This window comes from Uruburuella suis (assembly GCF_004341385.1).
GTDB lineage: Bacteria > Pseudomonadota > Gammaproteobacteria > Burkholderiales > Neisseriaceae > Neisseria > Neisseria suis.
Genome location: NZ_SLXE01000015.1, coordinates 1 through 25,541, shown reverse-complemented (window position 1 = coordinate 25,541; position 25,541 = coordinate 1). Strand labels below are relative to the sequence as shown.

Here is a 25,541-nt window from a genome sequence, read left to right as displayed (position 1 = left end):
TTGTTAAACAACTTGGGTTTGGTGCTCGTCGCCTACGCGGCTGCGGATTTCGCCCAAGCGATACACGGTTTCGCCTTGTCCGGCCAAGAATGCCTGCACGGCTTCGGCATCTTCGGCGGCGACAATCACCACCATGCCGATGCCGCAATTGAAGGTGCGGTACATTTCTTGAGTTTCGACATTGCCGCCTTGTTGCAGCCATTGGAACAACTTCGGCAACGGCCACGCTTTGGCATCGATTTGGGCAACGGTGTTTTCGGGCAGCACACGCGGCACGTTTTCGGTGATGCCGCCGCCGGTGATGTGCGCCATGCCTTTGATGGTGAATTGTTTGAGCGCGGCCAGAATCGGCTTCACATAAAGGCGGGTGGGCGCGATGATGGCTTGACGCAGGGTTTGGCCGTTGTCGAATTCGGCATCCAAATCGGGCTGGTCGCGTTCGATGATTTTACGCACGAGCGAATAGCCGTTGGAATGGGCGCCGTTGGAGGCCAAGCCCAGCACCACATCGCCGGGCACGATGCTGCGCCCGTTGATTACTTGGTCTTTTTCCACCACGCCCACGGCAAAGCCCGCCAAATCGTATTCGCCCTCGGGATACATGCCGGGCATTTCGGCGGTTTCGCCGCCAATCAGCGCGCAGCCCGATTCTTCGCAGCCGGCGGCAATGCCTTTAATCACATCGGTGGCGCGCGCCACATCGAGTTTGCCGCAGGCGAAATAATCGAGGAAAAACAAAGGCTCTGCGCCTTGCACGAGAATATCGTTTACGCTCATGGCCACTAAATCAATGCCCACGGTGTCGTGTTTGTCCCAATCGAAAGCGAGTTTGAGTTTGGTGCCCACGCCGTCGGTGCCCGACACCAGCACCGGGTTGCGGTATTTTTTGCTGATTTCCACCAGCGCGCCGAAGCCGCCCAAATCGCCCAGCACTTCGGGGCGCATGGTGCGCTTGGCAAAAGGTTTGATGTTTTCAACCAATTGGTCGCCCGCGTCGATATCGACACCGGCATCGCGGTAGCTCAGTGAATTGCTCATTTTAAACAAGGCCTTTTCGGTCAGGTGGAATCGGGCGTATTTTACCCGATTTCGCTGCGGCTTTGCGCTTGGCGGGGAAATTATTTCAGACGGCCTGAGGTTGGGTTTTTAAGGAGGCTCTGAAAAACGCCGGCGCAATGCGTTATTCAGCGCTTCTTTGAGTGCAATATTGGGAAGCGGCAGGCTTGGGTTTGGCAAAGGCCGTCTGAAAACTTTTCAGACGGCCTTTCAATATAGTGGAATGAAAGAAAAACTTATACAGGCGCATGTAGCAAGCCATATGCAGAAGCCGTTTAAACCGCGTGCGTGGCTGCGCCACACACCCTACACATGATGCTAAATTTCTTATTTTTGTATAAGTTTTTCATTCATTTAACTATATCATGCAATGGCGGTTTAGGGATTGAGATCTTCCTGCCGGTATTTTTTCAACTGATAAGCGAGCGTGGGGCGGCTGATGCCGAGCTTGCGGGCGGCATCGGAAATATTGCCGCCGCTTTGTTTGATGGCGGCGAGCATGATTTGCTCGTTCCATTTATCGAGGTTGAAATCGGTTTCGAGCAGGTTTTGGATATAGGCTTCGTTGCTGCTGCCGGCCGGGGCGCTGGCCAAGGTGCCTGCTTGGGCGGAAATGGCTAGGAGGGCGGGCGCGGCGGCGAGGCCGGCAAACAGGGCTTCGGCTTGGATGGGGCGGTTGTGGTCGGTGAGAATCACGCCGCGCTCGATCACGTTTTCCAGCTCGCGGATATTGCCCGGCCACGGGTGGTTGAGCAGCAGCTCGCGGCCGTAGTCGCTGATGCCGGGGATGTTTTTCTGATAAAGCGCGGTGTATTTTTTCAGAAAATATTGAATCAGCAGCGGAATATCCTAGCGGCGCTCGCGCAAGGGCGGGATAAACACGGGAAAGGTGTTGAGGCGGTAATATAAATCGGCACGAAAGCGCCCTTGCTGCACGGCTTCGAGCAGGTTTTCATTGGTGGCCGCCACCACGCGCACGTCGATTTTGCGGGTTTGGCTGCCGCCCACGCGCTCGAGCTCGCCCTCTTGCAGCACGCGCAAAAGGGCGGCTTGTGCGCGTGGCGAGAGCTCGATGATTTCATCCAAAAAAATAGTGCCCGAATGGGCGCGCTCGAATTTGCCGGGCTTGCTCTGCACGGCGCCGGTAAACGCGCCTTTTTCCACGCCGAATAATTCCGATTCCACCAATTCGGGCGGAATGCAGGCGCAATTCACGGCCACAAAAGGCTGGTCGGCGCGGCGGCTGCCGGCATGCAGGCCTTTGGCAAAGGCTTCTTTGCCCACGCCGGTTTCGCCTTCGAGCAACACGCTCACTTTGCTTTGCGAGGCTTTTTCCAGTAAATCGCACACTTGGCGGAAAGCCGCCGATTCGCCCACGGCATCGAATAATTGGGTGCTGTCGAGTAAATCGTGGTGGTTTTGCTGCTTTAATTCGTTGATTTCGTTGCGCAGGCTGAAAAGCTCTTCTTCGATGGAATCGGGCAGAAACGAGCGCTCGAGATCGGTTTCGCCCTCCCATTCGTCTACCGTTTTGCCGATGATGTGGCAATGGTCGTGCCCCATGGCTTCGCACAAGGTTTCTTTAAAGGCGATTTCTTTGCCCAGAAAATAGCTGGTGTAACCGCTGGCATAGCCCAAGAGCGTCCAGCAGATCGGCTCTTTGGAAATGCCGTGCTTCTTTTTGTGGTAGCTCACTTCGAAAGAGTCGTGCCAGTCGAACGTGCCTTTGAAGAGGCCTTTTTCCACATCAAACGAAAGCAGGCGCGGGGTGACTTTGACCATGCCGCGTATGGTGTGCAGCTGGGGGCCGGCGGCAAAGGCTTCTTCTATGCTTTGGTGCGGGCGGATTTTTTTGGCGATTTGGGCATCCTGCATGCCGGCGTAATAGCCGTAGCGCAGCAAAAAGCGCTTGGCGCGCGCCATGCCGAGCGATTCGATTAAGTCTTCCCGAAATTGCCACAAGGCATAAGCGTGGCTGAGCAGCATGCGCTCGCCGTGAAACCAGATTTTGCCGTTTTCCACATCGAAGCGGATTTCATCCAGCAAATCTTGCGCCCAATGGGCGGCTTTTTTTTGTGCGTTCATATTCCTTCCTTTGCATGGCTTTTTTTATGTTCCGGCGGCGCCGAAAGCGGCGTTGGCCGGATGTTTTTTGTGATAGTGGCACCGTTGAATCGGGGGTGTCAATGCTTTCGGCGGGTATTATTTTTATGTAAATGAGATAAATTGAGCAAATGCTTAAACGGCTTTTTTGAATTTGATCAAATGGTGAAAAAAGCCGGATAAAAAATAGGGGCTTTTAGCGGGTTAAATAATAAATTGATTATATATCAATATTGTATATTGTTTTTTAAAAGTTGGCACATGATTTGCTTTGCTAAATGTAAAGCTGCTTGGATTTTTCGGGAGAAATGTATGAAAAAAAATAAATTAAGAAATCAGGCTGCCGGCGGGCTGGTGAAATACATCCGCATACGCAGTGAGCCGGGGGCGCGTTTTGTGGAGTTTGATTTTGCCATCAACGACCCGACGCTTTATGTGGAATTGATTATGCCGCCGCAAAGCTTTGCCGATTTCTGCCGCCACAACGAAGTGGTGGAAATGAGTGCGGCGCAAATGGCGCAAAACGATGCCGAGGCCGAAAAATGGCGCTACGGCGAAAACACCCTTGTGGGGCCGCTGCATCAAGAGCAGCAGGCCGTCTGAAACCCATCTTGCAGGAGCTTTGTATGACTCTGGAAATCAAAACCGCCACCATCGCGCCGGTGCGCCACACCTATGCCAATATTGCGCGCCGTTTCGGTGAAAAGCCGGCCACCCGCTATCAGGAAGCCACTTATGATGCGCAGGCCACCGCCAATTTTCACTATCGGCCGCTGTGGCAGCCGCAAAAAGAGCTGAACGACAAGCACTACACCGCGCTGGAAATGGCCGATTGGTATGCCTTGCGCGACCCGCGCCAGTTTTACTACGGCGCTTATGTGCAAAACCGCGCCCGTATGCAGGATGCGGCCGAACACAATTATGCTTTTTTCGAAAAGCGCGATTTGGCCGGCTTTATCGGCGAAGAAGCGCGCAAAGCGGTGGTGTTCGGCCTGCTGCCGCTGCGGCATGTGGAGCAAACCGCCAATCTGAACCATATGTCGGGCGCGGCCTACGGCTACGGCACCGCCATCACGCAGGCCTGCCTTTATGCCGGCATGGACCGGATGGGCATGGCGCAATACTTGTCGCGCATCGGCCTGCTGCTCGACGGTAACAGCGGCCAATCGCTGGCCGAGGCCAAAGAAATATGGATGAGCCACCCGGCTTGGCAGGGCGTGCGCGCTTTGTGCGAAGAGATGCTGGTGGAGCAAGATTGGTTTGCGCTTTTTTGGGTGCAGGCTTTGCTGGTAGACAGCCACATCCGCCAGATTTTCTACACCGGCCTCGAGCAGGCGTTGGCCGGACAAGGTGCGCGCGATATGGCCATGCTCACCGAATTTATGCACGACTGCCTGAAAGACATTTCCGCCTGGAGCGACAGCGTGTTTAAAGCCGCCGCCGCCGAGAGTGAAGCCAACCGCGCCTTGCTGGCCGGCTGGCTGGAAAAATGGCAGCCGCAAGTGGCCGCGGCTTATGGCGAAGTGGCCGAAGCTTTGCTGGGCGATGCGGCAGAGGGCGCAATGAGCGCTGCGGCAGAAGAAATCGGCAAACGCGCCGCCAAAGCCGGCGTGGCCGTCTGAAAAAAGATAAGGAGAAAGTGATGTCGAAAGTATATCTGGCGCTGCAAGACAACGATTTGTCGCGCTACATCGTGGAAGCGGTGGAAGCCGACAACCCCAACGTGACCGTGATTTACCAGCCCGCGATGATACGCATGGAGCGCGAAGATTCGCTGGTGGTGCGCCGCAGCACGGTGGAAGAGAAGCTCGGCCAAAGCTGGGATGTGCAGGAATTGCATCTTAATTTGATCACCATCGGCGGCAACGTGGATGAAGACGACGAACAATTCAGCCTGAGCTGGCAGCGCTAAGCGGCTGGGCAGAGGAGAAAACACAAATGGCAGCCAAGCTCAATATTAAAGACAAATACCGCCTGCTCACCCGCGATTTGGATTGGGAATTTTCCTATCAAGAGCGCAAACAGGCATTCCCTTATGAAGATTTCGAGGGCATCAAAATCACCGATTGGTCGAAATGGGAAGACCCATTCCGCCTCACCATGGATGCTTATTGGAAATACCAAGCCGAAAAAGAGAAAAAACTTTATGCCATTTTCGATGCATTTGCGCAAAACAACGGCCAAATGAATATTTCCGACCCGCGCTATCTCAACGCCATCAAGATTTTCCTCACCGGCGTAACCCCGCTCGAATATCAGGCTTTTCAGGGCTATGCCCATGTGGGGCGGCAATTCGGCGGCATCGGCGCGCGCATTGCCTGCCAGATGCAGTCGATCGACGAATTGCGCCATGTGCAAACGCAAATCCACGCCATGAGCCATTACAACAAATTCTTCGACGGCTTTCAGGATTGGAGCCATATGCACGACCGCGTGTGGTATCTCTCCGTGCCCAAATCGTTTTTTGAAGACGCGCGCTCGGCCGGGCCGTTTGAATTTCTGCTCGCCATCAGCTTTTCGTTTGAATACGTGCTGACCAATCTTTTGTTTGTGCCCTTTATGTCGGGCGCGGCGCACAACGGCGACATGGCCACGGTGACGTTTGGCTTCAGCGCCCAATCCGACGAAGCCCGCCACATGACGCTCGGCCTCGAAATCATCAAATTCCTGCTTGAGCAGCACGAAGACAACCTGCCCATCGTGCAAATGTGGATAGACAAATGGTTTTGGCGCGGCACGCGGCTGCTTTCCATCGTGGCGATGATGATGGACTACATGCTGCCCAACAAAGTGATGTCGTGGAAAGAAGCTTGGGAAGTGTATTTCGAAGAAGCCGGCGGCGCGCTTTTCAAAGATTTGGCCCGCTACGGCATCCGCGCGCCCAAATACAGCGAAGTGATTGAAAAAGAAAAAGAACACATTTCGCATCAAGCGTGGTGGATTTTCTACAACTTCGGCCATGCGGCGGGCTTCCACACCTGGATTCCCACCGATGAAGAGCTCGATTGGCTGAGCGAAAAATACCCTGAAACTTTCGACCGATACTACCGCCCGCGTTGGGAATTGGCCAAAAAAATGGAAGCCGAAGGCAAGCGCTTTTATTCCAGCGGCCTGCCGCAGCTGTGCCAAGTGTGCCAAGTGCCGATGGGCTTCACCGAAATGCAGAGCGACCCCGGCCAAATCAGCTACCGCAACGCCATGTTTGAAGGCGAGCGCTACCACATGTGCTCCGACGGCTGTCACGATATTTTTGTGAACGAGCCTGAAAAATTCGCCCAAGCCTGGCTGCCGGTGCACCAGATTTTGCAGGGCAACTGTGGGGGCGCGGATTTGGAAAAAGTGTTGAGTGAGTATTACCGCATCAATGTGGGTGCCGACAACCTCGACATGAAAGGCTCGCCCGACGAGCGGCGCTGGAACGAATGGAAAAAAGGCGCGGCTTAAACCCAAACGTTCAGACGGCCTCAAGCCGACACAGGCCGTCTGAAAACAAAACAACAAAACTGAGGAGAAACACCATGCCGGTTAAAGCCATCACCCCCGATTACCGCGGCGACATCCGCGACCGCCGCGAAAACTTCGGCGGCAACATTATTGTTTATGTGGGCTGGGACGAGCATTTGCTGTTTTGCGCCGCCAAAACCTTTCCGCTGCCGCCCGATATGCCTTTTCAGGCCTTGCGCGAGCAAGTGCTGGCAGAAGGCTTCGGCCAGCATCCCGATTTCGAGCACATCAAATGGAGCGAAGTGCAATGGCAGCTCAACGATGCGCCCTTGCAGCCCGATGACGGCAAAACCCTGGCTGAGCTCGGCTTCGACCATAAATCGCTGCTGCGTTTCAAAACCCCCGGCCTCAACGGCTGGCAGGGCAGCGGCGTGTGAGCGGGTAGGGATTTGGCGCGATATGGCATGTGGGGTGATGTAAACCTGCGGTTTGCCAGCCTCACTCCAGCCTTTTCCCTGAGGGTGAGGGGGTTGGATGACAGGCCGTCTGAAAGATTGCAGCTGTTCAAGCATTTGTACCCGCCCGAATAGTAGGTGATAAGCGTGTAAGGCCGTCTGAAACATTTCGGGCTTCAGCTGTAGGTCGGATTCTCGAATCCGACATTCGCCGCAACCCTGAAAAGCTTGTTCTACGAACAAGTGTCGGATTCGAGAACCCGACCGACGCAGTTGATATGGGGGGTGAGCGTGCAAACCGGCAGATTTGAAAACCGCCGCTTTTTGAAAACCAAGCGATTTGTGATGGGAAATAAGGAAACAAGCCATGAGCTATCAAGTAACTGTTGAGCCCACCGGCGATGTGATCGAAGTGGAAGAGGGCCAAACCATTCTGGCTGCGGCGCTGCGCCAAGGCGTGTGGCTGCCGTTTGCCTGCGGCCACGGCACTTGCGGCACCTGCAAAGTGCAGGTGCTCGAGGGCTTTGGTGATGCGGGCAATGCTTCTTCGTTTGCGCTGATGGATGTGGAGCGCGACGAGGGCAAGGTGTTGGCCTGCTGCTGCCTGCCCGAATCGGATATGACCATCGAAGCCGATATTGATGTCGACCCCGATTTCGCCGGCCATCCGGTGCAGGATTATCAAGCCGAAGTAAGGGCGCTGGCCATGCTCTCGCCCACCATACTGGGCATCACGCTCAAGCTTGACCGCTATATGCCGTTTCAGGCGGGGCAATACATCAATCTGCAAGTGCCGGGCGTGGAGGGCACGCGCGCTTTTTCGATTGCCAACCCGCCCTCGCAGGGCGGCACGGTTGAATTGCATGTGCGCAAGGTGGAAGGCGGCGCGGCCACCACTTGGCTGCACGAGCAATTGAAAGTGGGCGACACGCTCGATTTATCAGGGCCTTACGGGCAGTTTTTCGTGCGCAAATCCGATGCGCAAGATGTGATTTTTATCGCCGGCGGCTCCGGTTTGTCGAGCCCCGAAGCGATGATTCTCGATTTAATCGAAGAGGGCGATGCGCGCCAAATCTATCTTTTCCAAGGCGCGCGCAATGTGGCCGAGCTTTACCACCGCGAGCGCTTTGAAGCGCTGGCCGCGGCGCATGAGCAGTTTCACTATATTCCTCCCGCGCTCAACGCCGCATTGCCGGAGGATAACTGGCAGGGCTTTCACGGCTTTGTGCACGAAGCCGTGGCCGATTATTTCAGCCGCCGATGCAGCGGCCACAAGGCTTATTTGTGCGGGCCGCCGCCGATGATTGATGCGGCCGTGTCCACGCTGATGCAGAGCCGCCTGTTTGAGCGCGATATTCATATGGAGCGCTTTCTCACCGCCGCCGACGGCAGCAGCGCCACCCGTTCGGCTTTGTTTAAAAAGATTTGATTTGGCAAACCACAAGGCTTTTCAGACGGCCTGTATGAAATCAGAGGCCGTCTGAAAGCCAAATACAAGAGGAAACAGTCGTGAACCAAAAATTAAAAGCGGCCATTATCGGGCCGGGCAATATCGGCACCGATTTGCTGATGAAAATGCAGCGCTCGGCATGGATAGAGCCGGTGTGGATGGTGGGCATCGACTCTGAATCCGCCGGCCTCAAACGTGCCGCCGAAATGGGCATCAAGGCTTGCGCCACGGGTGTGGACGGCTTGCTTGAGCATGTGTTGGCCGACGATATCCGCATCGCTTTCGATGCCACTTCGGCTTATGCCCACGCGGAAAACAGCCGCAAGCTCAATGAATTGGGCGTGATGATGATAGACCTCACGCCCGCAGCCATCGGCCCTTTCTGCGTGCCGCCGGTGAATCTGCGCGCGCATGCCGATAAGTTGGAAATGAATGTAAATATGGTCACTTGCGGCGGCCAGGCCACGGTGCCGATTGTGGCGGCGGTGTCGCGCGTGCAGCCGGTGGCGTATGGCGAAATTGTGGCCACGGTGTCGTCCAAATCGGTGGGGCCGGGCACGCGCGCCAACATTGATGAATTCACCCGCACCACCGCCGCGGCCGTGGCTTCGGTGGGCGGCGCGAAAGAGGGCAAAGCCATCATCATCATCAACCCGGCCGAGCCGCCGCTGATGATGCGCGACACCATTCACTGCCTCACCGAAACCGAGCCCGATCAGGCGGCCATCACCGAATCGGTTAAGCAGATGGTGGCCGAAGTGCAGCGCTATGTGCCGGGCTACACGCTGGTAAATGGCCCTGTGTTTGACGGCAATAAAGTGTCGGTGTTTATGGAAGTGCGCGGCTTGGGCGACTTTCTGCCCGAATATGCCGGCAACCTCGACATCATGACCGCCGCCGCATTGCGCACGGCCGAGATGTTTGCCGAAGAAGCGGCTCAAGGCCGTCTGAAACTGCCGGCGCGTTGAATTAAGGAGAAAACCATGAATTTGCAAGGTAAAAAAGCCATTTTGCACGATATGAGCCTGCGCGACGGCATGCACGCCAAGCGCCATCAGATTTCGCTGGATGAAATGGTGGCCGTGGCCACGGCGCTTGATGAAGCCGGCATGCCGATGATTGAAGTCACCCACGGCGACGGCTTGGGCGGCGCTTCGCTTAATTACGGTTTTCCCGCCCACAGCGACGAAGCCTATCTGGGCGCGGTGGTGCCGAAAATGAAGCAGGCCAAGGTTTCCGCGCTGCTTTTGCCCGGCATCGGCACGGTGGATCACCTTTTGATGGCCAAAGATTTGGGCGTGTCGTGCATACGCGTGGCCACCCATTGCACCGAGGCCGATGTGTCGCAGCAACACATCAGCAAAGCCGCCGATTTGGGGCTGGACACGGTGGGCTTTTTGATGATGGCGCATATGGTGCCGTCTGAAACAATCGTGGCGCAGGCCAAGCTGATGGAAGGCTATGGCGCCAACTGCATTTATTGCACCGATTCGGCGGGCTACATGCTGCCTGATGAAGTGTCGCAAAAAATCGGCGCACTGCGCCAAGCGCTCAAGTCTGAAACCGAAATCGGCTTTCACGGCCACCACAATTTGGGCATGGGCATTGCCAACTCGCTCGCCGCGCTGGAAGCCGGTGCGCTGCGCATCGACGGCTCCGTGGCCGGCCTGGGCGCAGGCGCGGGCAACACGCCGCTGGAAGTGTTGGTGGCGGTGCTCGAGCGCATGGGTGCCGAGCACGGCATCGATCTCTACAAAATCATGGATGCGGCCGAAGACATTGTGGTGCCGATGATGGAGCACCCGATCCGCATCGACCGCAACGCGCTCACGCTGGGCTATGCCGGCGTGTATTCCTCTTTTTTGCTGTTTGCCAAGCGCGCCGAGCAGAAATACGGCGTGAGCGCGCGCGATATTTTGGTGGAATTGGGCCGCCGCGGCACCGTGGGCGGGCAGGAAGACATGATTGAAGACTTGGCCTTAACCATGGCCAAACAGAAAGGACACCGCGCATGAGCACCTTAAACACCCTGCAGATTGCAGAATTGGCCGAGCACTTGGAAAACGCCGAATTGCAGGCTTTCGAAGTGACCAAAATCACCGATGATTTTCCCGATATGGATTATCAAGATGCGTTTGATATTCAGTGGGCGATCCGCCGCCGCAAAGAAGCACGCGGCACCAAAATCGTGGGCATGAAAATGGGGCTCACCTCGTGGGCGAAAATGAGCCAGATGGGCGTTGCCCAGCCTTGCTACGGCTTTTTGGCCGACTATTTCAGCGTGCCCGACGGCGGCGCGATTGTGTATGACGAACTCATCCACCCGAAAATCGAAGCCGAGCTGGCTTTTGTGACCAAAGCCGATTTGAAAGGCCCCGGCTGCCACATCGGCGATGTGCTCGCTGCCACCGATTTTGTGGTGCCGGCGCTGGAAGTGATCGACTCGCGCTACAAAGATTTCAAATTCGACCTGAAATCGGTGATTGCCGACAACTCTTCCTCCAGTCGCTTTATCACGGGCGGCCGCGCCCGGCCGGTGCATGAGCTGGATTTGAAAACGCTGGGCGTGGTGATGGAAATCAACGGCCAAGTGGTGCAAACCGGTGCCGGTGCCGCCGTGCTCGGCCACCCCGCCGCTTCGGTGGCGATGCTGGCCAATATGCTGGCCGAGCGCGGCGAATATCTGCCGGCCGGCAGCTTTGTGATGGTGGGCGCCATCACCGCGGCGGTGCAGGTAAACAAAGGCGATTCTTTCAGCGTGCGCTATCAGGGCTTGGGCAGCATCAGCGGGCGCGTTGAGTAAAACGGTTCACAAATCATACCCATTCAAAAAAGTAAGCTTGCAAGGCGAAACAACGCAGCAAGGTTGCTTTTGGGGATGGGAATAAGGAGAAAAACATGCCGATTGTGCAGATACACATGATGGAAGGCCGCAGCGATGCGCAAAAAGAAGCCGTGATTCGTGAAGTAACCGAAGCGCTGGTGCGCGCGCTCGATGCGCCGAAAGAATCGGTGCGGGTGCTGATTAATGAAATGCCCAAACAGCATTTCGGCATCGCCGGTGAATCGGCCAAAGCGCGCGGGCGTTAGGGTTTAACCCGAAAAACGCGTACGCGCCGATGGCACACACCCCGCACATGAAACAAGCAAGCGTTGCCCCGCGGTAGGGTATGTGGCGCAGCCACGCACACGTTTGGCGGCTCGGTGAAAAAAGTTTCAGACGGCCTTAAATTGAATAAGCACTTGTTTAAAAAACAATATTTCAATATCAGGAGGTGTGAAGTGTGCCCTGTTGTCTGCATCAAAAAAGAAGCCGCGCCGCCGCTGTGTGTGGAGGTGCCCGAGGGTAAATCGCTGTTGGCCGCGTTGGAGCGCCGCTGCAATCGGGATGTGGCCGCGGGCTGCCGTGGCGGTGGCTGCGGCGTGTGCCGGGTGCGTGTGTGGTCGGGGCAATTTCGCAGCAAAGCCATGAGCAAGGCGCACATTAATGAAGAAGATCTCCGGCAGGGCGTGGTGCTGGCCTGCCGGGTGTTTCCCCAGAGCGATATGGAAATATCGCCCGAAGAGCCGGTGCGGCGCGATTCGTTTGTGCCGGCCGGCACCCCCACAGAAATAAAACCAAAGGAGTAGCGAGATGAGAAAAGGTGTAATGCGTCCGGGCCACGTGCAAATCCGTGTGCTGGATATGGAAGAGGCCATCGCCCACTACCGCGACTTGCTCGGCCTGATTGAGGCCGGCCAAGATGAACAAGGCCGCGTGTATTTCAAAGGCTTGACCGAAGTGGACAAATTTTCGGTGGTGTTGCGCGAAGCCGACAGCGCGGGCATGGATTTTATGGCATTCAAGGTGGTGGACGACGCCACGCTCAGTAAGCTGAAGCAAGAGCTGGAAGCTTTCGGCGGCTTGGATGTGGCCGAAATCGAAGCGGGTGAGTTGGCCGGCTGCGGCCGGCGCGTGCGCTTCACCGCGCCCACGGGGCATGTGTTTGAGCTTTATGCCGACAAAGAGCAAAACGACCGCTACGGCATCGGCAGCCACAACCCCGAAGCTTGGCCGCGCGATTTGAAAGGTATGAAGGCCACCCGTTTCGATCACTGCCTGCTTTATGGCGATGATCTCGACGGCACGTTTAAATTGTTTAACGAAGTGTTGGGCTTTGATTTGGCCGAGCAGGTGCTCACGCCCGATGGCGAGCGCATTGCCCAATTTTTGAGCGTGTCGATGAAAGCGCACGATGTGGCTTTTATCAAGCATGCCGAAAAAGGCAAGTTTCACCATGCTTCGTTTTACCTCGACACTTGGCAGGATGTGTTGATGGCGGCCGACCTGATTTCCATGACCGACACTTCGCTCGACATCGGCCCCACCCGCCACGGCCTCACGCAGGGGCAGACGATTTATTTCTTCGACCCCTCGGGCAACCGCAACGAAGTGTTTGCCGGCGGCGGCTACCGCTATCAAGACCACCCCGTGATCACCTGGGATGCGCAAGAGCTGGGCAAAGCCATTTTCTATCACGACCGCCAGCTTAATGAGCGCTTTTTGTCGGTGTTGACTTAAATGTTTTCAGACGGCCTGAATCTTTATCAGGCCGTCTGAAAGATTACTTTTATTCAGGAAACCAGCCATGCAAGAATTCAAACATTTTATCAACGGCGTGTATATCGGCTCGCAAAGCGGCAAAACTTTTGAAAACCGCAGCCCCGTGGACAACAGCCTGATAGGGCTTGTGCACGAAGCGGGCAGGGAAGAAGTGGATGCCGCCGTGGCCGCCGCCCGCGCCGCCCTGAGCGAGCCTTGGGGCAAGCTCACCCAAGCCGCGCGCATCGAGTTGCTCAACAAAGTGGCCGAGCGCATCAACGAGCGTTTCGATGAATTTCTCGAAGCCGAATGCCGCGACACCGGCAAGCCGCACAAAATGGCCGCGCACATTGATATTCCGCGTGGCGCGGCCAATTTCAAAGCTTTCTCGGAAACGCTGGCCAACCACCCCACCGAAGCCTTCCGTCTCGACACGCCCGACGGCGCCGGCGCGCTCAACATCGGGCAGCGCACGCCCAAAGGCGTGATTGCCGTGATTTCACCGTGGAACCTGCCCCTGCTGCTGATGACCTGGAAAGTGGGCCCCGCGCTCGCCTGCGGCAACACCGTGGTGGTGAAGCCATCTGAAGAAACCCCCGCCACCACCACGCTGCTTGGCGAAGTGATGAACGAATGCGGCGTGCCGCCGGGCGTGTTTAACGTGGTGCACGGCTTCGGCCCCGATTCGGCCGGCGCTTTCCTCACCGCCCATCCGGGCATCGACGCCATCACCTTCACCGGCGAAACCCGCACCGGCGAAATCATCATGCAGGCCGCATCGGTGGGCTTGCGCAATATTTCGCTCGAATGCGGCGGCAAAAACCCGGCCATTGTGTTTGCCGACTGCAATTTGGAAAAAGCGGTGGAAGGCAGCATGCGCTCGGCGTTTGTCAACTGCGGCCAAGTGTGCCTCGGCACCGAGCGCATCTATGTGGAGCGGCCGCTTTTTGACGCCTTTTTGCGCCGCATGAAAGAAGAAACCGCCAAGCTCAAGCCCGGCCGCCCCGATGATCCGGAAGCCAATTTCGGTCCCTTGGTAAGCCTTGAGCACCGCGAAAAAGTGCTGTCGTATTACCGGCTTGCGGAAGAAGAGGGCGCTACCGTGGAAATCGGCGGCGGCGTGCCCGATATGGGTGCCGCACTCAATGAAGGCGCATGGATTTCGCCCACCATCTGGACCGGCCTCTCCGACGATGCCCGCGTGGTGCGCGAAGAAATCTTCGGCCCCTGCTGCCACATCCGCCCCTTCGACAGCGAAGAAGAAGCCATTGCGCTGGCCAACGACACCCGCTACGGCCTGGCCGCCGCCATCTGGACCGAAAACAGCAGCCGCGCCATCCGCGTGGCCGAGCAGATAGAGGCCGGCATCGTGTGGGTAAACAGCTGGTTTCTGCGCGACTTGCGCACCGCATTCGGCGGCGCCAAACAATCGGGCATCGGCCGCGAAGGCGGCGTGCACGGGCTGGAGTTTTACACCGAGCTGAAGAATATCTGCATCAAAATGTGATGAGGCCGTCTGAAACCCGCAGGTCGGATTCTCGAATCCGACATTCGGCCGCAGGCCGAAAGCCGCGCACCTGCTTTTCAGCCTGCACAAGCGCATCAACATACCCACACAAAACAGGCCGTCTGAACCTTTTTTCAGACGGCCTCAAAGGAGCCAACCATGAATCCGGAAGATATCCGCCACTACGGCCACATGCTCTACCAAGCCATGCAAAGCCGCCAAAGCGTGCGCCCGCTCACCGAGCAAGCGCCCGACATCAGCATTGATGATGCTTATCAGATTTCGCTGCAATTTCTGCAACACCGCCTCGATGCGGGCGAGCGCATCGTCGGCAAAAAAATCGGCCTCACCTCGCATGCCGTGCAGCACATGCTGGGCGTGGACCAGCCCGATTTCGGCTACCTCACCGACAAAATGGTGTATAGCCAGGGGCAGGAAATCGACGTTGGCCAAAGCATGATACAGCCGCGCGCCGAAGGTGAAATCGCCTTTATTCTGAAAAAAGACCTTATGGGCCCCGGCATCAGCGCCGCCGATGTGCTCGCCGCCACCGAATGCGTGATGCCGTGTTTTGAAATTGTGGATTCACGCATTGAAAGTTGGCAAATCAAAATCCAAGACACCATTGCCGACAACGCATCCTGCGGCGTGCTGCTTTTGGGCGACACCGCCGTGAGCCCGCGCAAGCTTGATTTGGCCACCTGCGGCATGGTGGTGGAGAAAAACGGCAAAATCATCAGCACCGGCGCCGGCGCGGCCGCGCTGGGTAGCCCGGTGAACTGCGTGGCCTGGCTCGCCAACACGCTCGGGCGCTTCGGCATCGGCCTCAAAGCCGGCGAAGTGATTTTGTCCGGCGCGCTGGTGCCGCTCGAATGGGTGCAGCCGGGCGATTATTTTTCGGTGTCTGTCGGCGGCATCGGCCAAGCTTCCGTGCGCTTCAACTGAGTTTCAGACGGCCTTGGTAAGCACAAGCGTGTAGCGCAAGCGTGTGTAGGGTGTGTGCCATAGGCACGCGCGCGTTATACAGCACGCTGAAACCGCATGCGTGTTTGCTCATAAACCCTGTTTAGATTCGGCATGTTCTTGTTTTATATTGTTTAAAAGGGTTTCCGAAGGCTTGCCTGGTTTTTGTATCAGGCCGTCTGAAACTCAAGCGGCAATTCGCTCCCGTCAGCTTTCAGACGGCCTGCAACCCACCTAAAAAAACACAACAACCCCCAGGAGAAACCCCATGAGCCCCACCCGCATTTTCCCCGCCATCGCCTTGCTGGCGCTGGCCGCACAAGCGCATGCCACCGAAGGCGGCGCATCCATTTACCCGCATGGCGTGGAAGGCTTTATGGCCGGTGCGCTGCCGCCGCCGGGCGTGTATGGCATGGTGTATGGCCAGCACTATCACGCCGGCCGCCTCAACGACCACAACGGCGATAACCTCAACATGCCCAATTTCAGCATCAATGCCAACGTGATAGCCCCGCGCCTGATTTGGGTCACACCGCAAAAAGTGCTCGGCGGCGATTTGGCGCTGCACACCATCGTGCCGCTGGTCGATTTGGAAGTGGAAGCCGGCAGCCGCCGCCAGCGCAAAACCGGCCTAGGCGACATTGTGGTCGGCGCAGCGCTGGGCTACCACCACAGCGACAAGCTGCACAGCATTGTGGCGCTCGACACCTATCTGCCCACCGGCCGTTACGATAAAAACGATCTGGCCAATATCGGCACCAACCATTGGGCCGTCGAGCCTGTGTATGCCGTTTCTTATGTGCAGCCCAAAGGCGTGGTGGCCGATGCCAAAATCGGCTATATTTTCAACCAGCGCAACAGCGACACCGACTATAAAAGCGGCGACGAATTGCACGCCGATTATTCCGCCGGCTGGGCATTCGGAAACGGCTGGACGGCCGGCGTGGGCGGCTATGCGCTGCAACAAACCACGTCCGACAAACAACACGGCGAAACGCTCGCCCACAGCAAAACCCGCGCCTTCGCCATCGGCCCCTCGGTGAAATACGACAGCGGCAAAGGCTGGTTTGCGAGCCTCAAATGGCAGAAAGAAGTGGTGGCGCAAAACCGCCCAGAGGGCAACGCCGTGTGGCTCAAAGCGGTGTTTCCGCTTTCAAAATAAAACCGTGGCTCCGGTTTTCTTAATGATAAAGCGTCCCGGCAAGGGCGCTTTTTTTGTGCGCTTTACACAAATCGTTTAAACTAGCGCCGTGCATTATTTCAGACGGCCTCAACCGCATCCTCCGGAGAATTTGATGAAAACGGTTTATTTGATAATCAAAATTATTGTGCTGCTGGTGTTTTTACTGCTGGCAGTGAGCAACACGCAGGCGGTGCAGTTTTTCTATCTGCCCGGTCAAGAAGTGAGCCTGCCGCTGATTTTGGTGTTGTTTGGTGCTTTTTTGGTGGGTGCGGTGTTTGGCCTGCTGGCGCTTTTCGGCCGACTGCTCTCGCTGCGCAACGAAAACGCGCGCCTGCGCGCCGAAGTGAAGAAATCCGCCCGCCTGAGCAGCCATGATGTGGCCGTGCCTGCGGCCGCCAAGGAATAAGCGCGCATGGAAAACGAAATCTGGATGTGGCTGCTGCCGATTATCCTGTTGCCGGTGTTTTTCGCCATGGGCTGGTTTGCCGCGCGGGTAGACATGAAAACCGTGCTCAAGCAGGCCAAAAGCGTGCCGGTGGGCTTCTATAAAAGCCTCGATGCGCTGGTCGACCGCAACAGCGGCAAAGCCGCACGCGAATTGGCCGAAGTGATCGACCAGCAGCCGCAATCGTATGACCTCAACCTCACCCTGGGTAAGCTCTACCGCCAGCGCGGTGAAAACGACAAAGCCATCGCCATGCACCAAGCGCTGCTTGATTCGCCCGACACCGTGGGCGAAAAGCGCGAGCGCGTGTTGTTTGAATTGGGGCAGAATTACCAAAGCGCCGGCCTTGTGGACAGAGCCGAGCAGATTTTTCTCGGCCTGGAAAGCGGCAATATGGGCAAAGAAGCGCGCCAAGTGCTGCTCAATATCTACCAGCAAGACCGCGATTGGGAAAAAGCCATCGCCACCGCGCAATGGCTCAGCCACGACGAGCAAACCTATCAATTCGAAATCGCCCAATTTTATTGCGAGCTGGCGCAGGCGGCTTTGTTTAAATCCGATTTTGCCGCCGCCCGCGCCGCCGTGCAAAAAGCGCTCGATGCCAATAAAAAATGCACCCGTGCCAATATGATTTTGGGCGACATCGAGCAAAAAGAAGGGCATTATGCCGCCGCCGTTGAAGCTTATTCGGCGATTGAAAAGCAAAACCATGCCTATTTGAGCATGGTGGGCGAGCGCCTTTATGACGCTTATGATGCACAAGGCCTGCCGCAAGAAGGGCTCAATGTGCTCACCGGCTATATGAAAACCTTTCCGCAGCTCGACCTGATTAATGTGATTTACGATAAATCGCTGCTCTTGCACGGCGAGCAGCAAGCGGCGCAAACTGCGGTGGAATTGGTGCGGCAAAAGCCCGATTTGGGCGGCGTTTACCGCCTGCTCGGCCTGCAAATCAGCGAGCTGGAGCCCAGCTGGAAAGCCGATGCCGACATGATGCGCGGCGTGATCGGCCGCCAGCTGCAAAAATCGCTGATGTATCGCTGCCGCAACTGCCACTTTAAATCGCAGGTGTTTTTCTGGCATTGCCCCGCCTGCAACAAATGGGAAACCTTCACTCCCAACCGCATTGAAGTATAAAGTTTCAGACGGCCTGCCGATTGAGGCCGTCTGAATAAAATAAAAGCAGGAGAACCCATATGGTAAGCTTCACCGCACCGGATTACAACCCGCAAGACCCGGCCGCTTTTCTCTACACGCTCAGCGATGCCTATCTGGCTTTTATCGAAGCAGAAGGCGAGGCCGCGATGGAAGCGCTCAACGACGAGCAACACACGCTGATGGCCTATTGCTATCTCGACAGCCAAGTGCAAGAGGGCGGTTTTGTGCAGCTCATTGCCGCAGGCTACGGCGAGTATGTGTTTATGAACCCGCTGGCCGACAGCCTGCGCCGCTGGCGCATCAAGCCCACGCCGAAAATAATCGACCAAGCCCGCGCGCTTTATGAGAAAAACGGTGCCGCCATCGAAGCGCTGGCCGATGAAGGCGCACCGCTGGAAGCCATACGCGCGCGCTTTGCCGATTTTGAAGAGCTGGACGGCGATTATTACGATGCCGCCGATGAAGATTTGGCCGCCGCTGCCGAATATGTGCAGGCGAATCCGGCCAAATTTCTTGCTTGAAACACCGGTTTCAGACGGCCTGTATGCTTATTGCCAAGGCCGTCTGAACGCTCGATAACGGAATGCATGATGAACCCTTTAATCACCGATTTCCCCTCCGCCGCCGCGCGCATGCCCGTGATTGTGGCGCTGGATTTTGCCGATGAAAAAAGCACGCTCGCCTTTGTGCGCCGGCTCGAGCCCGACACTTGCCAGCTCAAAATCGGCAAAGAGCTTTTCACCGCCAGCGGCCGCCACTTGGCCGAAAGCCTGATTAACCAAGGCTTCAAGCTTTTTCTCGATTTGAAATACCACGATATTCCCCACACCGTGGCGCAAGCCTGCAAAGTGGCCGCCGATATGGGCGTGTGGATGGTCGATATGCACGCCTCGGGCGGCCGGCGCATGATGGCCGCCGCGGCTGAGGCCGTGGCCGGTTGCGCCCACAAGCCGCTGCTTATCGGCGTGACCGTGCTCACCAGCATGGATGCGCAGGATTTCGCCGAAACCGGCGTGGGGCGCAGCATTGAGGCGCAAGTGTCGGCGCTGGCCAATCTGGCGCAGCAAAGCGGGCTCGACGGTGTGGTGTGTTCCGCCCACGAAGCCGCCTTGCTGCGCGCCGAGCGCGGTGAGGATTTTGTGTTGGTTACGCCCGGCATCCGCTTGAACACAGAAGGCAATCAAGACGACCAGCGCCGCATCATGACCCCCGCCCAAGCTTTAGCCGCCGGCTCGAGCTATTTGGTGATGGGGCGGCCGATTACGCAAGCCGCCGACCCGCTGGCGGTGTTGCGCGAAGTGAATGCGCTGGTTTAGCAGGCAGGTCGTCTGAAAAAAGGCCGTCTGAAAAATTAAATCATGGAGATGAAAGCAAACGATGATGTTTCATGTTGACGACAAACAATTGAAAAACCGCTTTGCCCAAGCCCGCGTGTTGGTGGTGGGCGATGTGATGCTGGATCGTTATTGGTTTGGCGATGTGTCCCGCATTTCGCCCGAAGCGCCGGTGCCGGTGGCGAAAATCGGCCATGTCGACCAACGCGCCGGCGGTGCGGCCAACGTGGCGCGCAATATCGCCGCTTTGGGTGGCCATGCGGCTTTATTATCGGTGGTGGGCAACGATGAAGCCGCCGCCGCGCTCGATAGCCTGATGCAGCAAGACGGCGTAGCCGCCCATCTGCTGCGCGATGCCGATATCGCCACCACCGTGAAATTGCGCGTGGTGGCGCGCAACCAGCAATTAATCCGCCTCGATTTCGAAGAGCCGCCGCACCGCGAAATTCTCGATGCCGTGAAAACGCAATACCGCCGTTTGCTGCCCGAATACGATGTGGTGTTGCTGTCCGACTACGGCAAAGGCGGCCTCACCCATGTGGCCGAGTTGATTGATTGGGCGCGCGAAGCCGGCAAGCCCGTGTTGATCGACCCCAAGGGCGACGATTACGACAAATACGCCGGCGCCACTTTGCTCACACCCAATCGCGCCGAATTGAAAGAAGTGGTGGGCAGCTGGAAAAACGAGCAAGAGCTGGCCGAAAAAGCGCAAGCCTTGCGCCGCCGCCTGGATTTAGCCGCCTTGCTGCTCACCCGCAGCGAAGAGGGCATGAGCCTTTACCGTGCAGACCAAATCGACCACCAGCCCACGCGGGCGCAAGAAGTGTATGATGTGTCGGGCGCGGGCGACACCGTGATTGCCAGCATGGGCTTGGGGCTGGCGGCCGGCTTCGATATGATAGAAGCCATGCATCTGGCCAACACCGCCGCCGGCGTGGTGGTGGCCAAGCTCGGCACGGCGGTGTGCACGTTTGACGAATTGGCCGCGGCTTTGCTTGAGCAATAAAGGCTTGTTTATCAGGCCGTCTGAAACCTTTCAGACGGCCTCAGCAGAAAAGGAAAAGTGATGACCATTATCGTAACCGGCGCGGCCGGCTTTATCGGCTGCAATATTGTGAAAGCGCTCAATGCACGCGGCATCACCGATATTGTGGCGGTAGACAACCTCACCCACGGCGATAAATTCAAAAATCTGGCCGAATGCGAAATAGAGCATTATCTCGACAAACATGAATTTATCCGCCAAGTGCGCGAGCATGTGCTGCCTTATCACGACATCAAAGCCGTGTTTCACGATGGCGCCTGCTCCGACACCATGGAGCAAAACGGCCTTTATATGATGGACAACAACTATCAATACAGCCTCGATTTGCTCGATTGGTGCCAAGATGAGCGCATTCCTTATCTTTATGCATCAAGCGCCGCCGTGTATGGCAAGGGCGAGATTTTCCGTGAAGAGCGCGAATTGGAAAAGCCGCTCAATGTGTATGGCTATTCCAAATTTCTGTTTGACCAAGTGGTGCGCCGCCGCATTGCCGACGGGCTCACCGCGCAAGTGGCGGGTTTCCGCTATTTCAACGTTTACGGCCCGCACGAGCAGCACAAGGGCCGCATGGCTTCGGTGGCTTTCCACCATTTCAACCAATATCGCGAACACGGCTATGTGAATTTGTTCGGCGCCAACGACGGCTATGCCGCCGGCGGCCAAACCCGTGATTTTGTGAGCGTGGAAGATGTGGTGAAGGTGAATCTTTTCTTTTTCGACCACCCCGGCCAATCGGGCATTTTCAACTTGGGCACAGGCCAGAGCCAACCGTTTAACGATTTGGCCGCCGCCACCGTGAATGCCTGCCGCGTGGCCGAGGGCAAGAGCGCGCTGAGCCTGCCGGAATTGGTGAAAGAAGAGCTGATACGCTATATTCCTTTCCCCGATGCGCTCAAAGGCAAATACCAAAGCTTCACCGAAGCCGATATTTCGCGCCTGCGCGCCGCCGGCTACGAAGGCAACTTTTTTGATGTAAACGAGGGCGTGAGCCGCTATGTGCATTGGATGTTGAATAATCTTTAAACAAGGCCGTCTGAAAAAAAACGAGGCCGTCTGAATACTTTTGTTGATGCACCCCCACCATAAAGGAAACAGAAAATGACTGAATTAAGCAAAAAACCCGTGCCCGACCGTGCGGAATACAACGCGTTTTTCCCGTCTGAGTTTTCCCTGAATGCTTATGTGGCGCCGAAAACCGATTTTAACGGCGTGCAATTTTCGCAAGCCTACACCGGCGGCAAATACAAAGTGTTGATGATTGCTGCCGACGAGCGCTATCTGCCCATGCAAAACGGCACCCGTTTTTCCACCGGCAACCATCCGGTAGAAACCTTGCTGCCCATGCTGCATCTGCACGAAGCCGGCTTTGAAATCGATGTGGCCACTGTGTCGGGCAATCCGGCCAAGTTTGAAATGTGGGCCATGCCCAAAGACGATGAAGCCGTGGCCGGTATTTTCCAAACCTATCTGCCCAAATTGCAGCAGCCCTTGAAACTGGCCGATGTATTGGCACAAGTGCTTGCACCCGATTCGCCCTATATCGGCGTGTTTATTCCCGGCGGCCACGGCGCATTCAATGCCTTGCCGCACAGCGCCGAGGTGAAGCGCGTGCTCGAATGGGCGCTGCAAAACAACCGCCACATCATCACCTTGTGTCACGGCCCCGCCGCACTGGTGGCGCTGGCCGAAGCGGGTAAAGATTTTGCACTGGCGGGCTATCAAGTGTGCGTGTTTCCCGATGCGCTTGATGAAGGTGCCAACATCGAAATCGGCTATATGCCGGGGCGTTTGCGCTGGCTGGTGGCGCAAAAACTCAAAGAGTTGGGCATGGAAGTGGTAAACGAGGGCATGAGCGGCCAAGTGTGCCAAGACCGCCAATTGCTCACCGGCGACAGCCCTTTGGCCGCCAACGCCTTGGGCATTTTGGCCGCCGATGTGCTGCTGGCGCGCGCGGCCGAGCTGGGTTGAGCGGCCGTCTGAACATTTGTTTGCGTATATAAAAAAAAGCGGCAGCGCCGCCTATTTTCAGGAGAAAACCATGAGTGAGCAACACGATTTCAGCACCGCCGATTTAATCGACATCGCCCCCGACACGCCTTCGTGCGAAACCCAATTTCACCGCTTCGGCCGCCACCGCCATTTCTGCGGCAAAATCCGCACGGTGAAATGCGCGCGCGACAACGGCTTGGTGAAAACCCTGATGAACAGCCATTCCGAGGGCGAAGTGTTGGTGGTGGACGGCGGCGGCTCGCTCTACAGCGCCTTGATGGGCGATTTGATTGCCGGTGCGGGTGCGGCCAACGGCTGGGCGGGTGCAGTAATCAATGGTGCCATCCGCGACAGCGAAGCCATCAACACCATGCCCTTCGGCGTGAAAGCGCTGGGCACCAATCCGCGCAAGAGCGCCAAGGCCGGCGCGGGAGAAGTAGACATCACCGTGTCGTTCGGCGGGGTGGATTTTATTCCCGGCCACTATCTTTATAGCGATGCAGACGGCATTTTGGTGTCTGCCGAGCCGCTGCACCAATCGTAATCACACAAGGAAACCCAATGAAAGTAACATCAAAATGGCTGGATAATATGTGTTTTGTTGGCAGCACCGAAGCCGGCCACAGCGTGGTGATGGAAGGCGCGGCGGCCGAGGGCGGTGTAAAGCGCGGCCCCAGCCCGATGGAAATGCTGCTTTTGGGCGTGGCCGGCTGCTCCAGCATCGATGTGGTGCTGATTGCCGAAAAGCAGCGGCAAAACGTGGTGGATTGCCAAGCCACGGTAACGGCCAAACGCGCCGACGACACCCCGCGCGTGTTTACCGAAATCCATATTCATTTCAAGGTGATCGGCCATGATTTGAAAGAAGCGGCGATTGAAAAAGCGGTGCAGATGTCGGCCGAAAAATATTGCTCGGCATCTATCATGTTGGGCAAAGCCGCCAAAATCAGCCACAGCTTTGAGATTGCAGCGGCATAAGGCCTGAAAAAGCGCCGAGGCCGTCTGAAAGCACAAGCGGAATTTTGAAAGATTCCGCTTTTTTATTTGCTGCACTATATATCAGTCACATTGCAAACAATCGGCTATAATAACGAAAATTTGCCGGCCATTCGGCAGGCTGCCGCCCAGCGGCATTGATGACGATTATTATGGAGAAGCCGTGTTCAACGGCAAGAATGGTTTATGGAAAATAATAAAGATGACATGCTGGTAGATGCGCCGACTGCCTCGTCGATGATCAGCGAAGAGCGCCATGATTCGGAGCTTTTCCGCGTGTATGCCGCCATTTTGGATGCCATCACCGACCGGGTGCTGCTGCCGGGCAAAAAGCTGACCGAATCGGATTTGTGCCGCCAAATGAGTTGCTCGCGCAACACCGTGCGCGGCGCTTTGTCGCTGCTGGCGCATGATCATATCGTGGATTTGCAGCCCAACCGCGGCGCGTTTGTGCATGTGCCCGATGCCAAAGAAACCAAAGATGTGTATGAATTGCGCATTGCTTTGGAAGAAATGGTGATGGATATGTTGCTGGATCTGCCCGACCTGCCCGCGCGCCTGCAACCGCTTTATGAAATGCTCGAAAAAGAAAAAACCGCATTCGAGCAGGGCGACCGCGTGAGCTGGGTGCGCCTGGTGAATGCATTTCATGTGGAATTGGTGCGCCTGCTCGACAACACCGTGCTGCTCGAATTGATGAATTCGCTGTGTGCGCGCTCATCGCTGATGATTGCCGTGTTCGACAAACCGGTGCGCAACAACGGCTCATACGAAGAGCATAAAGAAATACTCGATTTGCTCAGCGAGGGCAAGCGTGCGCGCGTGTGCAAAATGATGCGCCGCCATTTGGGCGGCTGCCAAGAGCGGCTGAACCAGCAATTTGCCGGCTGAGGTTTTTTGTTGATAAGTGTGAAAAAGGCCGTCTGAAAGCGTTCAGACGGCCTTTTTATACCAATTCTAAAAAATAACCTTACAAAATAAAAGCAGTTCGACAGCATCATCCGCGTAGGTCGGATTCTTGAATCCGACGTTTGGCCAACGGCCAAAGCGATGTGCGTGCCTTGTTCTGCGAACAAGTGTCGGATTCGAGAGTCCGACCTACAGGCTGCCTGTTTGTATATTACTTTTTTGAATGGGTATTATTTACAGCTTGTGGTAAACATCAGCCAAACTGGCACCGCCGGAGCAGGGATAATGCAAAGCCACGGGATCGGCAGAGTCGATGCTCAGGCTGTTGGGGCTGAACACGAATATCAGTCTCGAGCCTTTATCGCCGATTTCATAGCGGTTTTCGGCGGTTTTTACGGCTTCGCCGCTGAAGCGGCAAGTGGGCTTTTTGATGTCGCTGCGGGAATTGATGTCGATGGCAAGCTTATTGTCGGCTTGGCCACGCACGGTAACCATCACCCAATCGTAGCCTTGTGCGCGTTGGGCGTAGCCTTCGCTGGCATAGCGGCCGTCAAGCGCAGTGTCGGCTGCGGCGCTCGGCGGGGTGTGTTGGCAGGCAGCCAATGTGGCGAGCGTGCCCAAAAGAAGGGCGGCGCGTTTGATGAGCTGGGGCATTGTCGGTTTCCTTTTTACGGTTGGAATGGGTTTGCCCATTGGCGCAGAGCCGAATAGGCGAAGCTGTAAAGCAGTGTACACGCTTTGCCGCTGCGCCGCTGCTCCTTCTCATACCCATTCGAAAAATAACCTAACTGCGTTGGCTCGCCTAGGGTCTGTTCACAATTCATCCACGAGTAAGATTTTGAGCGCAAAAGCGTGGCTGCAAGGCGAAAAGCACAGCAAGGTTGAACACCTTGCGAGCATTTTCAACGCAGCAGGCGCGTTT

General features: G+C 56.5%; 29 protein-coding genes and 1 pseudogene. 26 read left to right on the top strand and 4 right to left on the bottom strand.

From position 1 onward, the window contains the following. Positions 1 to 3: 3 nt before the first annotated feature. From purM to EV680_RS06700, 3 genes are all read right to left on the bottom strand, one after another. On the bottom strand, positions 4 to 1,038 hold the full coding sequence (gene purM / locus EV680_RS06705) for a phosphoribosylformylglycinamidine cyclo-ligase (RefSeq protein WP_132953974.1): 1,035 nt from the start codon (positions 1,036 to 1,038) through the stop codon (positions 4 to 6). A 396-nt stretch (positions 1,039 to 1,434) separates the two neighbouring features. After that, positions 1,435 to 1,845, bottom strand: coding sequence for a helix-turn-helix domain-containing protein (locus tag EV680_RS12125; protein ID WP_481557203.1), 411 nt, complete (start codon positions 1,843 to 1,845; stop codon positions 1,435 to 1,437). Positions 1,846 to 1,905: 60 nt separating this feature from the next. Further along, on the bottom strand, positions 1,906 to 3,141 hold the full coding sequence (locus tag EV680_RS06700) for a sigma 54-interacting transcriptional regulator (protein ID WP_243650350.1): 1,236 nt from the start codon (positions 3,139 to 3,141) through the stop codon (positions 1,906 to 1,908). Positions 3,142 to 3,471: 330 nt separating this feature from the next. On the opposite strand from EV680_RS06700, the gene EV680_RS06695 reads away from it, so the two are divergent. The 25 genes and pseudogenes from EV680_RS06695 (at position 3,472) to EV680_RS06575 (ending at position 24,601) form a co-directional block, all read left to right on the top strand. Next, the gene (locus EV680_RS06695; RefSeq protein ID WP_132953973.1) at positions 3,472 to 3,762 is read left to right on the top strand and encodes a phenol hydroxylase subunit; all 291 of its coding nucleotides are present in this window, start codon (positions 3,472 to 3,474) and stop codon (positions 3,760 to 3,762) included. 23 nt (positions 3,763 to 3,785) lie between these two features. Next, positions 3,786 to 4,781, top strand: a complete 996-nt coding sequence (locus EV680_RS06690; protein ID WP_132953972.1) for an aromatic/alkene monooxygenase hydroxylase subunit beta — start codon at positions 3,786 to 3,788, stop codon at positions 4,779 to 4,781. Positions 4,782 to 4,801: 20 nt separating this feature from the next. After that, positions 4,802 to 5,071 carry an MmoB/DmpM family protein gene (locus EV680_RS06685; protein WP_243650349.1) on the top strand — a complete coding sequence of 90 codons (270 nt, stop codon included), beginning with the start codon at positions 4,802 to 4,804 and terminating at the stop codon, positions 5,069 to 5,071. Positions 5,072 to 5,097: 26 nt separating this feature from the next. Then, positions 5,098 to 6,603: an aromatic/alkene/methane monooxygenase hydroxylase/oxygenase subunit alpha gene (locus EV680_RS06680; protein WP_132953970.1), complete on the top strand. Its 1,506-nt coding sequence runs from the start codon at positions 5,098 to 5,100 to the stop codon at positions 6,601 to 6,603. Positions 6,604 to 6,677: 74 nt separating this feature from the next. After that, complete coding sequence (locus EV680_RS06675) at positions 6,678 to 7,040, top strand: phenol hydroxylase subunit P4 (protein WP_132953969.1); 363 nt, start codon at positions 6,678 to 6,680, stop codon at positions 7,038 to 7,040. A 385-nt stretch (positions 7,041 to 7,425) separates the two neighbouring features. Then, a complete protein-coding gene (locus tag EV680_RS06670; protein ID WP_132953968.1) occupies positions 7,426 to 8,487 on the top strand; it encodes an NADH:ubiquinone reductase (Na(+)-transporting) subunit F in 1,062 nt (353 codons plus the stop codon). Between the two features lie 80 nt (positions 8,488 to 8,567). Continuing rightward, positions 8,568 to 9,476 (top strand): acetaldehyde dehydrogenase (acetylating), encoded by a 909-nt coding sequence (locus EV680_RS06665; RefSeq protein WP_132953967.1) that lies wholly within the window; start codon positions 8,568 to 8,570, stop codon positions 9,474 to 9,476. Between the two features lie 15 nt (positions 9,477 to 9,491). Next, positions 9,492 to 10,523: a 4-hydroxy-2-oxovalerate aldolase gene (gene dmpG / locus EV680_RS06660; RefSeq protein WP_132953966.1), complete on the top strand. Its 1,032-nt coding sequence runs from the start codon at positions 9,492 to 9,494 to the stop codon at positions 10,521 to 10,523. Then, on the top strand, positions 10,520 to 11,311 hold the full coding sequence (dmpH, locus tag EV680_RS06655; RefSeq protein WP_132953965.1) for a 2-oxo-3-hexenedioate decarboxylase: 792 nt from the start codon (positions 10,520 to 10,522) through the stop codon (positions 11,309 to 11,311). The genes dmpG and dmpH overlap by 4 nt, the downstream gene beginning before the upstream one ends. Positions 11,312 to 11,400: 89 nt before the next feature. Beyond that, positions 11,401 to 11,598, top strand: a pseudogene (locus EV680_RS06650) (4-oxalocrotonate tautomerase); the annotation flags it as partial. A gap of 192 nt (positions 11,599 to 11,790) precedes the next feature. Continuing rightward, complete coding sequence (locus tag EV680_RS06645; RefSeq protein ID WP_207894305.1) at positions 11,791 to 12,138, top strand: 2Fe-2S iron-sulfur cluster-binding protein; 348 nt, start codon at positions 11,791 to 11,793, stop codon at positions 12,136 to 12,138. A gap of 4 nt (positions 12,139 to 12,142) precedes the next feature. Beyond that, on the top strand, positions 12,143 to 13,069 hold the full coding sequence (locus EV680_RS06640; protein WP_132953963.1) for a catechol 2,3-dioxygenase: 927 nt from the start codon (positions 12,143 to 12,145) through the stop codon (positions 13,067 to 13,069). Between the two features lie 67 nt (positions 13,070 to 13,136). Beyond that, on the top strand, positions 13,137 to 14,597 hold the full coding sequence (locus EV680_RS06635) for a 2-hydroxymuconic semialdehyde dehydrogenase (RefSeq protein ID WP_132953962.1): 1,461 nt from the start codon (positions 13,137 to 13,139) through the stop codon (positions 14,595 to 14,597). Between the two features lie 159 nt (positions 14,598 to 14,756). Beyond that, on the top strand, positions 14,757 to 15,542 hold the full coding sequence (gene dmpE / locus EV680_RS06630; protein WP_132953961.1) for a 2-oxopent-4-enoate hydratase: 786 nt from the start codon (positions 14,757 to 14,759) through the stop codon (positions 15,540 to 15,542). A 286-nt stretch (positions 15,543 to 15,828) separates the two neighbouring features. Further along, positions 15,829 to 16,722: a SphA family protein gene (locus tag EV680_RS06625; RefSeq protein ID WP_132953960.1), complete on the top strand. Its 894-nt coding sequence runs from the start codon at positions 15,829 to 15,831 to the stop codon at positions 16,720 to 16,722. Between the two features lie 133 nt (positions 16,723 to 16,855). Then, entirely contained in the window at positions 16,856 to 17,149 is a 294-nt protein-coding gene (locus EV680_RS06620) for a LapA family protein (RefSeq protein WP_132953959.1), read from the top strand. A 6-nt stretch (positions 17,150 to 17,155) separates the two neighbouring features. Then, the gene (gene lapB, locus EV680_RS06615) at positions 17,156 to 18,325 is read left to right on the top strand and encodes a lipopolysaccharide assembly protein LapB (RefSeq protein WP_132953958.1); all 1,170 of its coding nucleotides are present in this window, start codon (positions 17,156 to 17,158) and stop codon (positions 18,323 to 18,325) included. Between the two features lie 59 nt (positions 18,326 to 18,384). Beyond that, positions 18,385 to 18,867 carry a DMP19 family protein gene (locus EV680_RS06610; RefSeq protein ID WP_132953957.1) on the top strand — a complete coding sequence of 161 codons (483 nt, stop codon included), beginning with the start codon at positions 18,385 to 18,387 and terminating at the stop codon, positions 18,865 to 18,867. A 69-nt stretch (positions 18,868 to 18,936) separates the two neighbouring features. Beyond that, positions 18,937 to 19,662 (top strand): orotidine-5'-phosphate decarboxylase, encoded by a 726-nt coding sequence (pyrF, locus tag EV680_RS06605; RefSeq protein ID WP_132954006.1) that lies wholly within the window; start codon positions 18,937 to 18,939, stop codon positions 19,660 to 19,662. Between the two features lie 61 nt (positions 19,663 to 19,723). After that, positions 19,724 to 20,686 (top strand): D-glycero-beta-D-manno-heptose-7-phosphate kinase, encoded by a 963-nt coding sequence (rfaE1, locus tag EV680_RS06600; protein WP_132953956.1) that lies wholly within the window; start codon positions 19,724 to 19,726, stop codon positions 20,684 to 20,686. 60 nt (positions 20,687 to 20,746) lie between these two features. Next, positions 20,747 to 21,748 (top strand): ADP-glyceromanno-heptose 6-epimerase, encoded by a 1,002-nt coding sequence (gene rfaD / locus EV680_RS06595; protein WP_132953955.1) that lies wholly within the window; start codon positions 20,747 to 20,749, stop codon positions 21,746 to 21,748. A gap of 75 nt (positions 21,749 to 21,823) precedes the next feature. Continuing rightward, positions 21,824 to 22,693: a glyoxalase III HchA gene (hchA, locus tag EV680_RS06590; RefSeq protein WP_132953954.1), complete on the top strand. Its 870-nt coding sequence runs from the start codon at positions 21,824 to 21,826 to the stop codon at positions 22,691 to 22,693. A 70-nt stretch (positions 22,694 to 22,763) separates the two neighbouring features. Then, positions 22,764 to 23,258, top strand: a complete 495-nt coding sequence (rraA, locus tag EV680_RS06585; RefSeq protein ID WP_132953953.1) for a ribonuclease E activity regulator RraA — start codon at positions 22,764 to 22,766, stop codon at positions 23,256 to 23,258. 17 nt (positions 23,259 to 23,275) lie between these two features. After that, positions 23,276 to 23,692, top strand: coding sequence for an OsmC family protein (locus EV680_RS06580; protein ID WP_132953952.1), 417 nt, complete (start codon positions 23,276 to 23,278; stop codon positions 23,690 to 23,692). Between the two features lie 204 nt (positions 23,693 to 23,896). After that, positions 23,897 to 24,601, top strand: a complete 705-nt coding sequence (locus EV680_RS06575; protein WP_132953951.1) for a GntR family transcriptional regulator — start codon at positions 23,897 to 23,899, stop codon at positions 24,599 to 24,601. A 252-nt stretch (positions 24,602 to 24,853) separates the two neighbouring features. On the opposite strand, the gene EV680_RS06570 is transcribed toward EV680_RS06575, so the two are convergent. Further along, the gene (locus tag EV680_RS06570) at positions 24,854 to 25,273 is read right to left on the bottom strand and encodes a hypothetical protein (protein ID WP_132953950.1); all 420 of its coding nucleotides are present in this window, start codon (positions 25,271 to 25,273) and stop codon (positions 24,854 to 24,856) included. On the opposite strand from EV680_RS06570, the gene EV680_RS12020 reads away from it, so the two are divergent. Beyond that, a partial coding sequence (locus EV680_RS12020) for a hypothetical protein (protein WP_207894304.1) occupies positions 25,260 to 25,541 on the top strand: 282 nt, incomplete at its 3' end. The two genes, EV680_RS06570 and EV680_RS12020, sit on opposite strands and share 14 nt — an antisense overlap.

Excerpts from the sequence above, each read along its gene's own strand:
- pyrF (WP_132954006.1), top strand. The coding sequence starts at position 18,937 with ATGAACCCTTTAATCACCGATTTCCCCTCCGCCGCCGCGCGCATGCCC.
- rfaE1 (WP_132953956.1), top strand. The coding sequence starts at position 19,724 with ATGATGTTTCATGTTGACGACAAACAATTGAAAAACCGCTTTGCCCAA.
- EV680_RS06640 (WP_132953963.1), top strand. The coding sequence starts at position 12,143 with ATGAGAAAAGGTGTAATGCGTCCGGGCCACGTGCAAATCCGTGTGCTG.
- EV680_RS06575 (WP_132953951.1), top strand. The coding sequence starts at position 23,897 with ATGGAAAATAATAAAGATGACATGCTGGTAGATGCGCCGACTGCCTCG.
- hchA (WP_132953954.1), top strand. The coding sequence starts at position 21,824 with ATGACTGAATTAAGCAAAAAACCCGTGCCCGACCGTGCGGAATACAAC.
- EV680_RS06610 (WP_132953957.1), top strand. The coding sequence starts at position 18,385 with ATGGTAAGCTTCACCGCACCGGATTACAACCCGCAAGACCCGGCCGCT.
- EV680_RS06700 (WP_243650350.1), bottom strand. The coding sequence starts at position 3,141 with ATGAACGCACAAAAAAAAGCCGCCCATTGGGCGCAAGATTTGCTGGAT.
- EV680_RS06675 (WP_132953969.1), top strand. The coding sequence starts at position 6,678 with ATGCCGGTTAAAGCCATCACCCCCGATTACCGCGGCGACATCCGCGAC.
- EV680_RS06635 (WP_132953962.1), top strand. The coding sequence starts at position 13,137 with ATGCAAGAATTCAAACATTTTATCAACGGCGTGTATATCGGCTCGCAA.
- EV680_RS06685 (WP_243650349.1), top strand. The coding sequence starts at position 4,802 with ATGTCGAAAGTATATCTGGCGCTGCAAGACAACGATTTGTCGCGCTAC.
- purM (WP_132953974.1), bottom strand. The coding sequence starts at position 1,038 with ATGAGCAATTCACTGAGCTACCGCGATGCCGGTGTCGATATCGACGCG.
- lapB (WP_132953958.1), top strand. The coding sequence starts at position 17,156 with ATGGAAAACGAAATCTGGATGTGGCTGCTGCCGATTATCCTGTTGCCG.
- EV680_RS06680 (WP_132953970.1), top strand. The coding sequence starts at position 5,098 with ATGGCAGCCAAGCTCAATATTAAAGACAAATACCGCCTGCTCACCCGC.
- rraA (WP_132953953.1), top strand. The coding sequence starts at position 22,764 with ATGAGTGAGCAACACGATTTCAGCACCGCCGATTTAATCGACATCGCC.
- EV680_RS06695 (WP_132953973.1), top strand. The coding sequence starts at position 3,472 with ATGAAAAAAAATAAATTAAGAAATCAGGCTGCCGGCGGGCTGGTGAAA.
- dmpE (WP_132953961.1), top strand. The coding sequence starts at position 14,757 with ATGAATCCGGAAGATATCCGCCACTACGGCCACATGCTCTACCAAGCC.
- dmpH (WP_132953965.1), top strand. The coding sequence starts at position 10,520 with ATGAGCACCTTAAACACCCTGCAGATTGCAGAATTGGCCGAGCACTTG.
- EV680_RS06620 (WP_132953959.1), top strand. The coding sequence starts at position 16,856 with ATGAAAACGGTTTATTTGATAATCAAAATTATTGTGCTGCTGGTGTTT.
- EV680_RS06670 (WP_132953968.1), top strand. The coding sequence starts at position 7,426 with ATGAGCTATCAAGTAACTGTTGAGCCCACCGGCGATGTGATCGAAGTG.
- EV680_RS06625 (WP_132953960.1), top strand. The coding sequence starts at position 15,829 with ATGAGCCCCACCCGCATTTTCCCCGCCATCGCCTTGCTGGCGCTGGCC.
- dmpG (WP_132953966.1), top strand. The coding sequence starts at position 9,492 with ATGAATTTGCAAGGTAAAAAAGCCATTTTGCACGATATGAGCCTGCGC.
- EV680_RS06570 (WP_132953950.1), bottom strand. The coding sequence starts at position 25,273 with ATGCCCCAGCTCATCAAACGCGCCGCCCTTCTTTTGGGCACGCTCGCC.
- EV680_RS06580 (WP_132953952.1), top strand. The coding sequence starts at position 23,276 with ATGAAAGTAACATCAAAATGGCTGGATAATATGTGTTTTGTTGGCAGC.
- EV680_RS06690 (WP_132953972.1), top strand. The coding sequence starts at position 3,786 with ATGACTCTGGAAATCAAAACCGCCACCATCGCGCCGGTGCGCCACACC.
- rfaD (WP_132953955.1), top strand. The coding sequence starts at position 20,747 with ATGACCATTATCGTAACCGGCGCGGCCGGCTTTATCGGCTGCAATATT.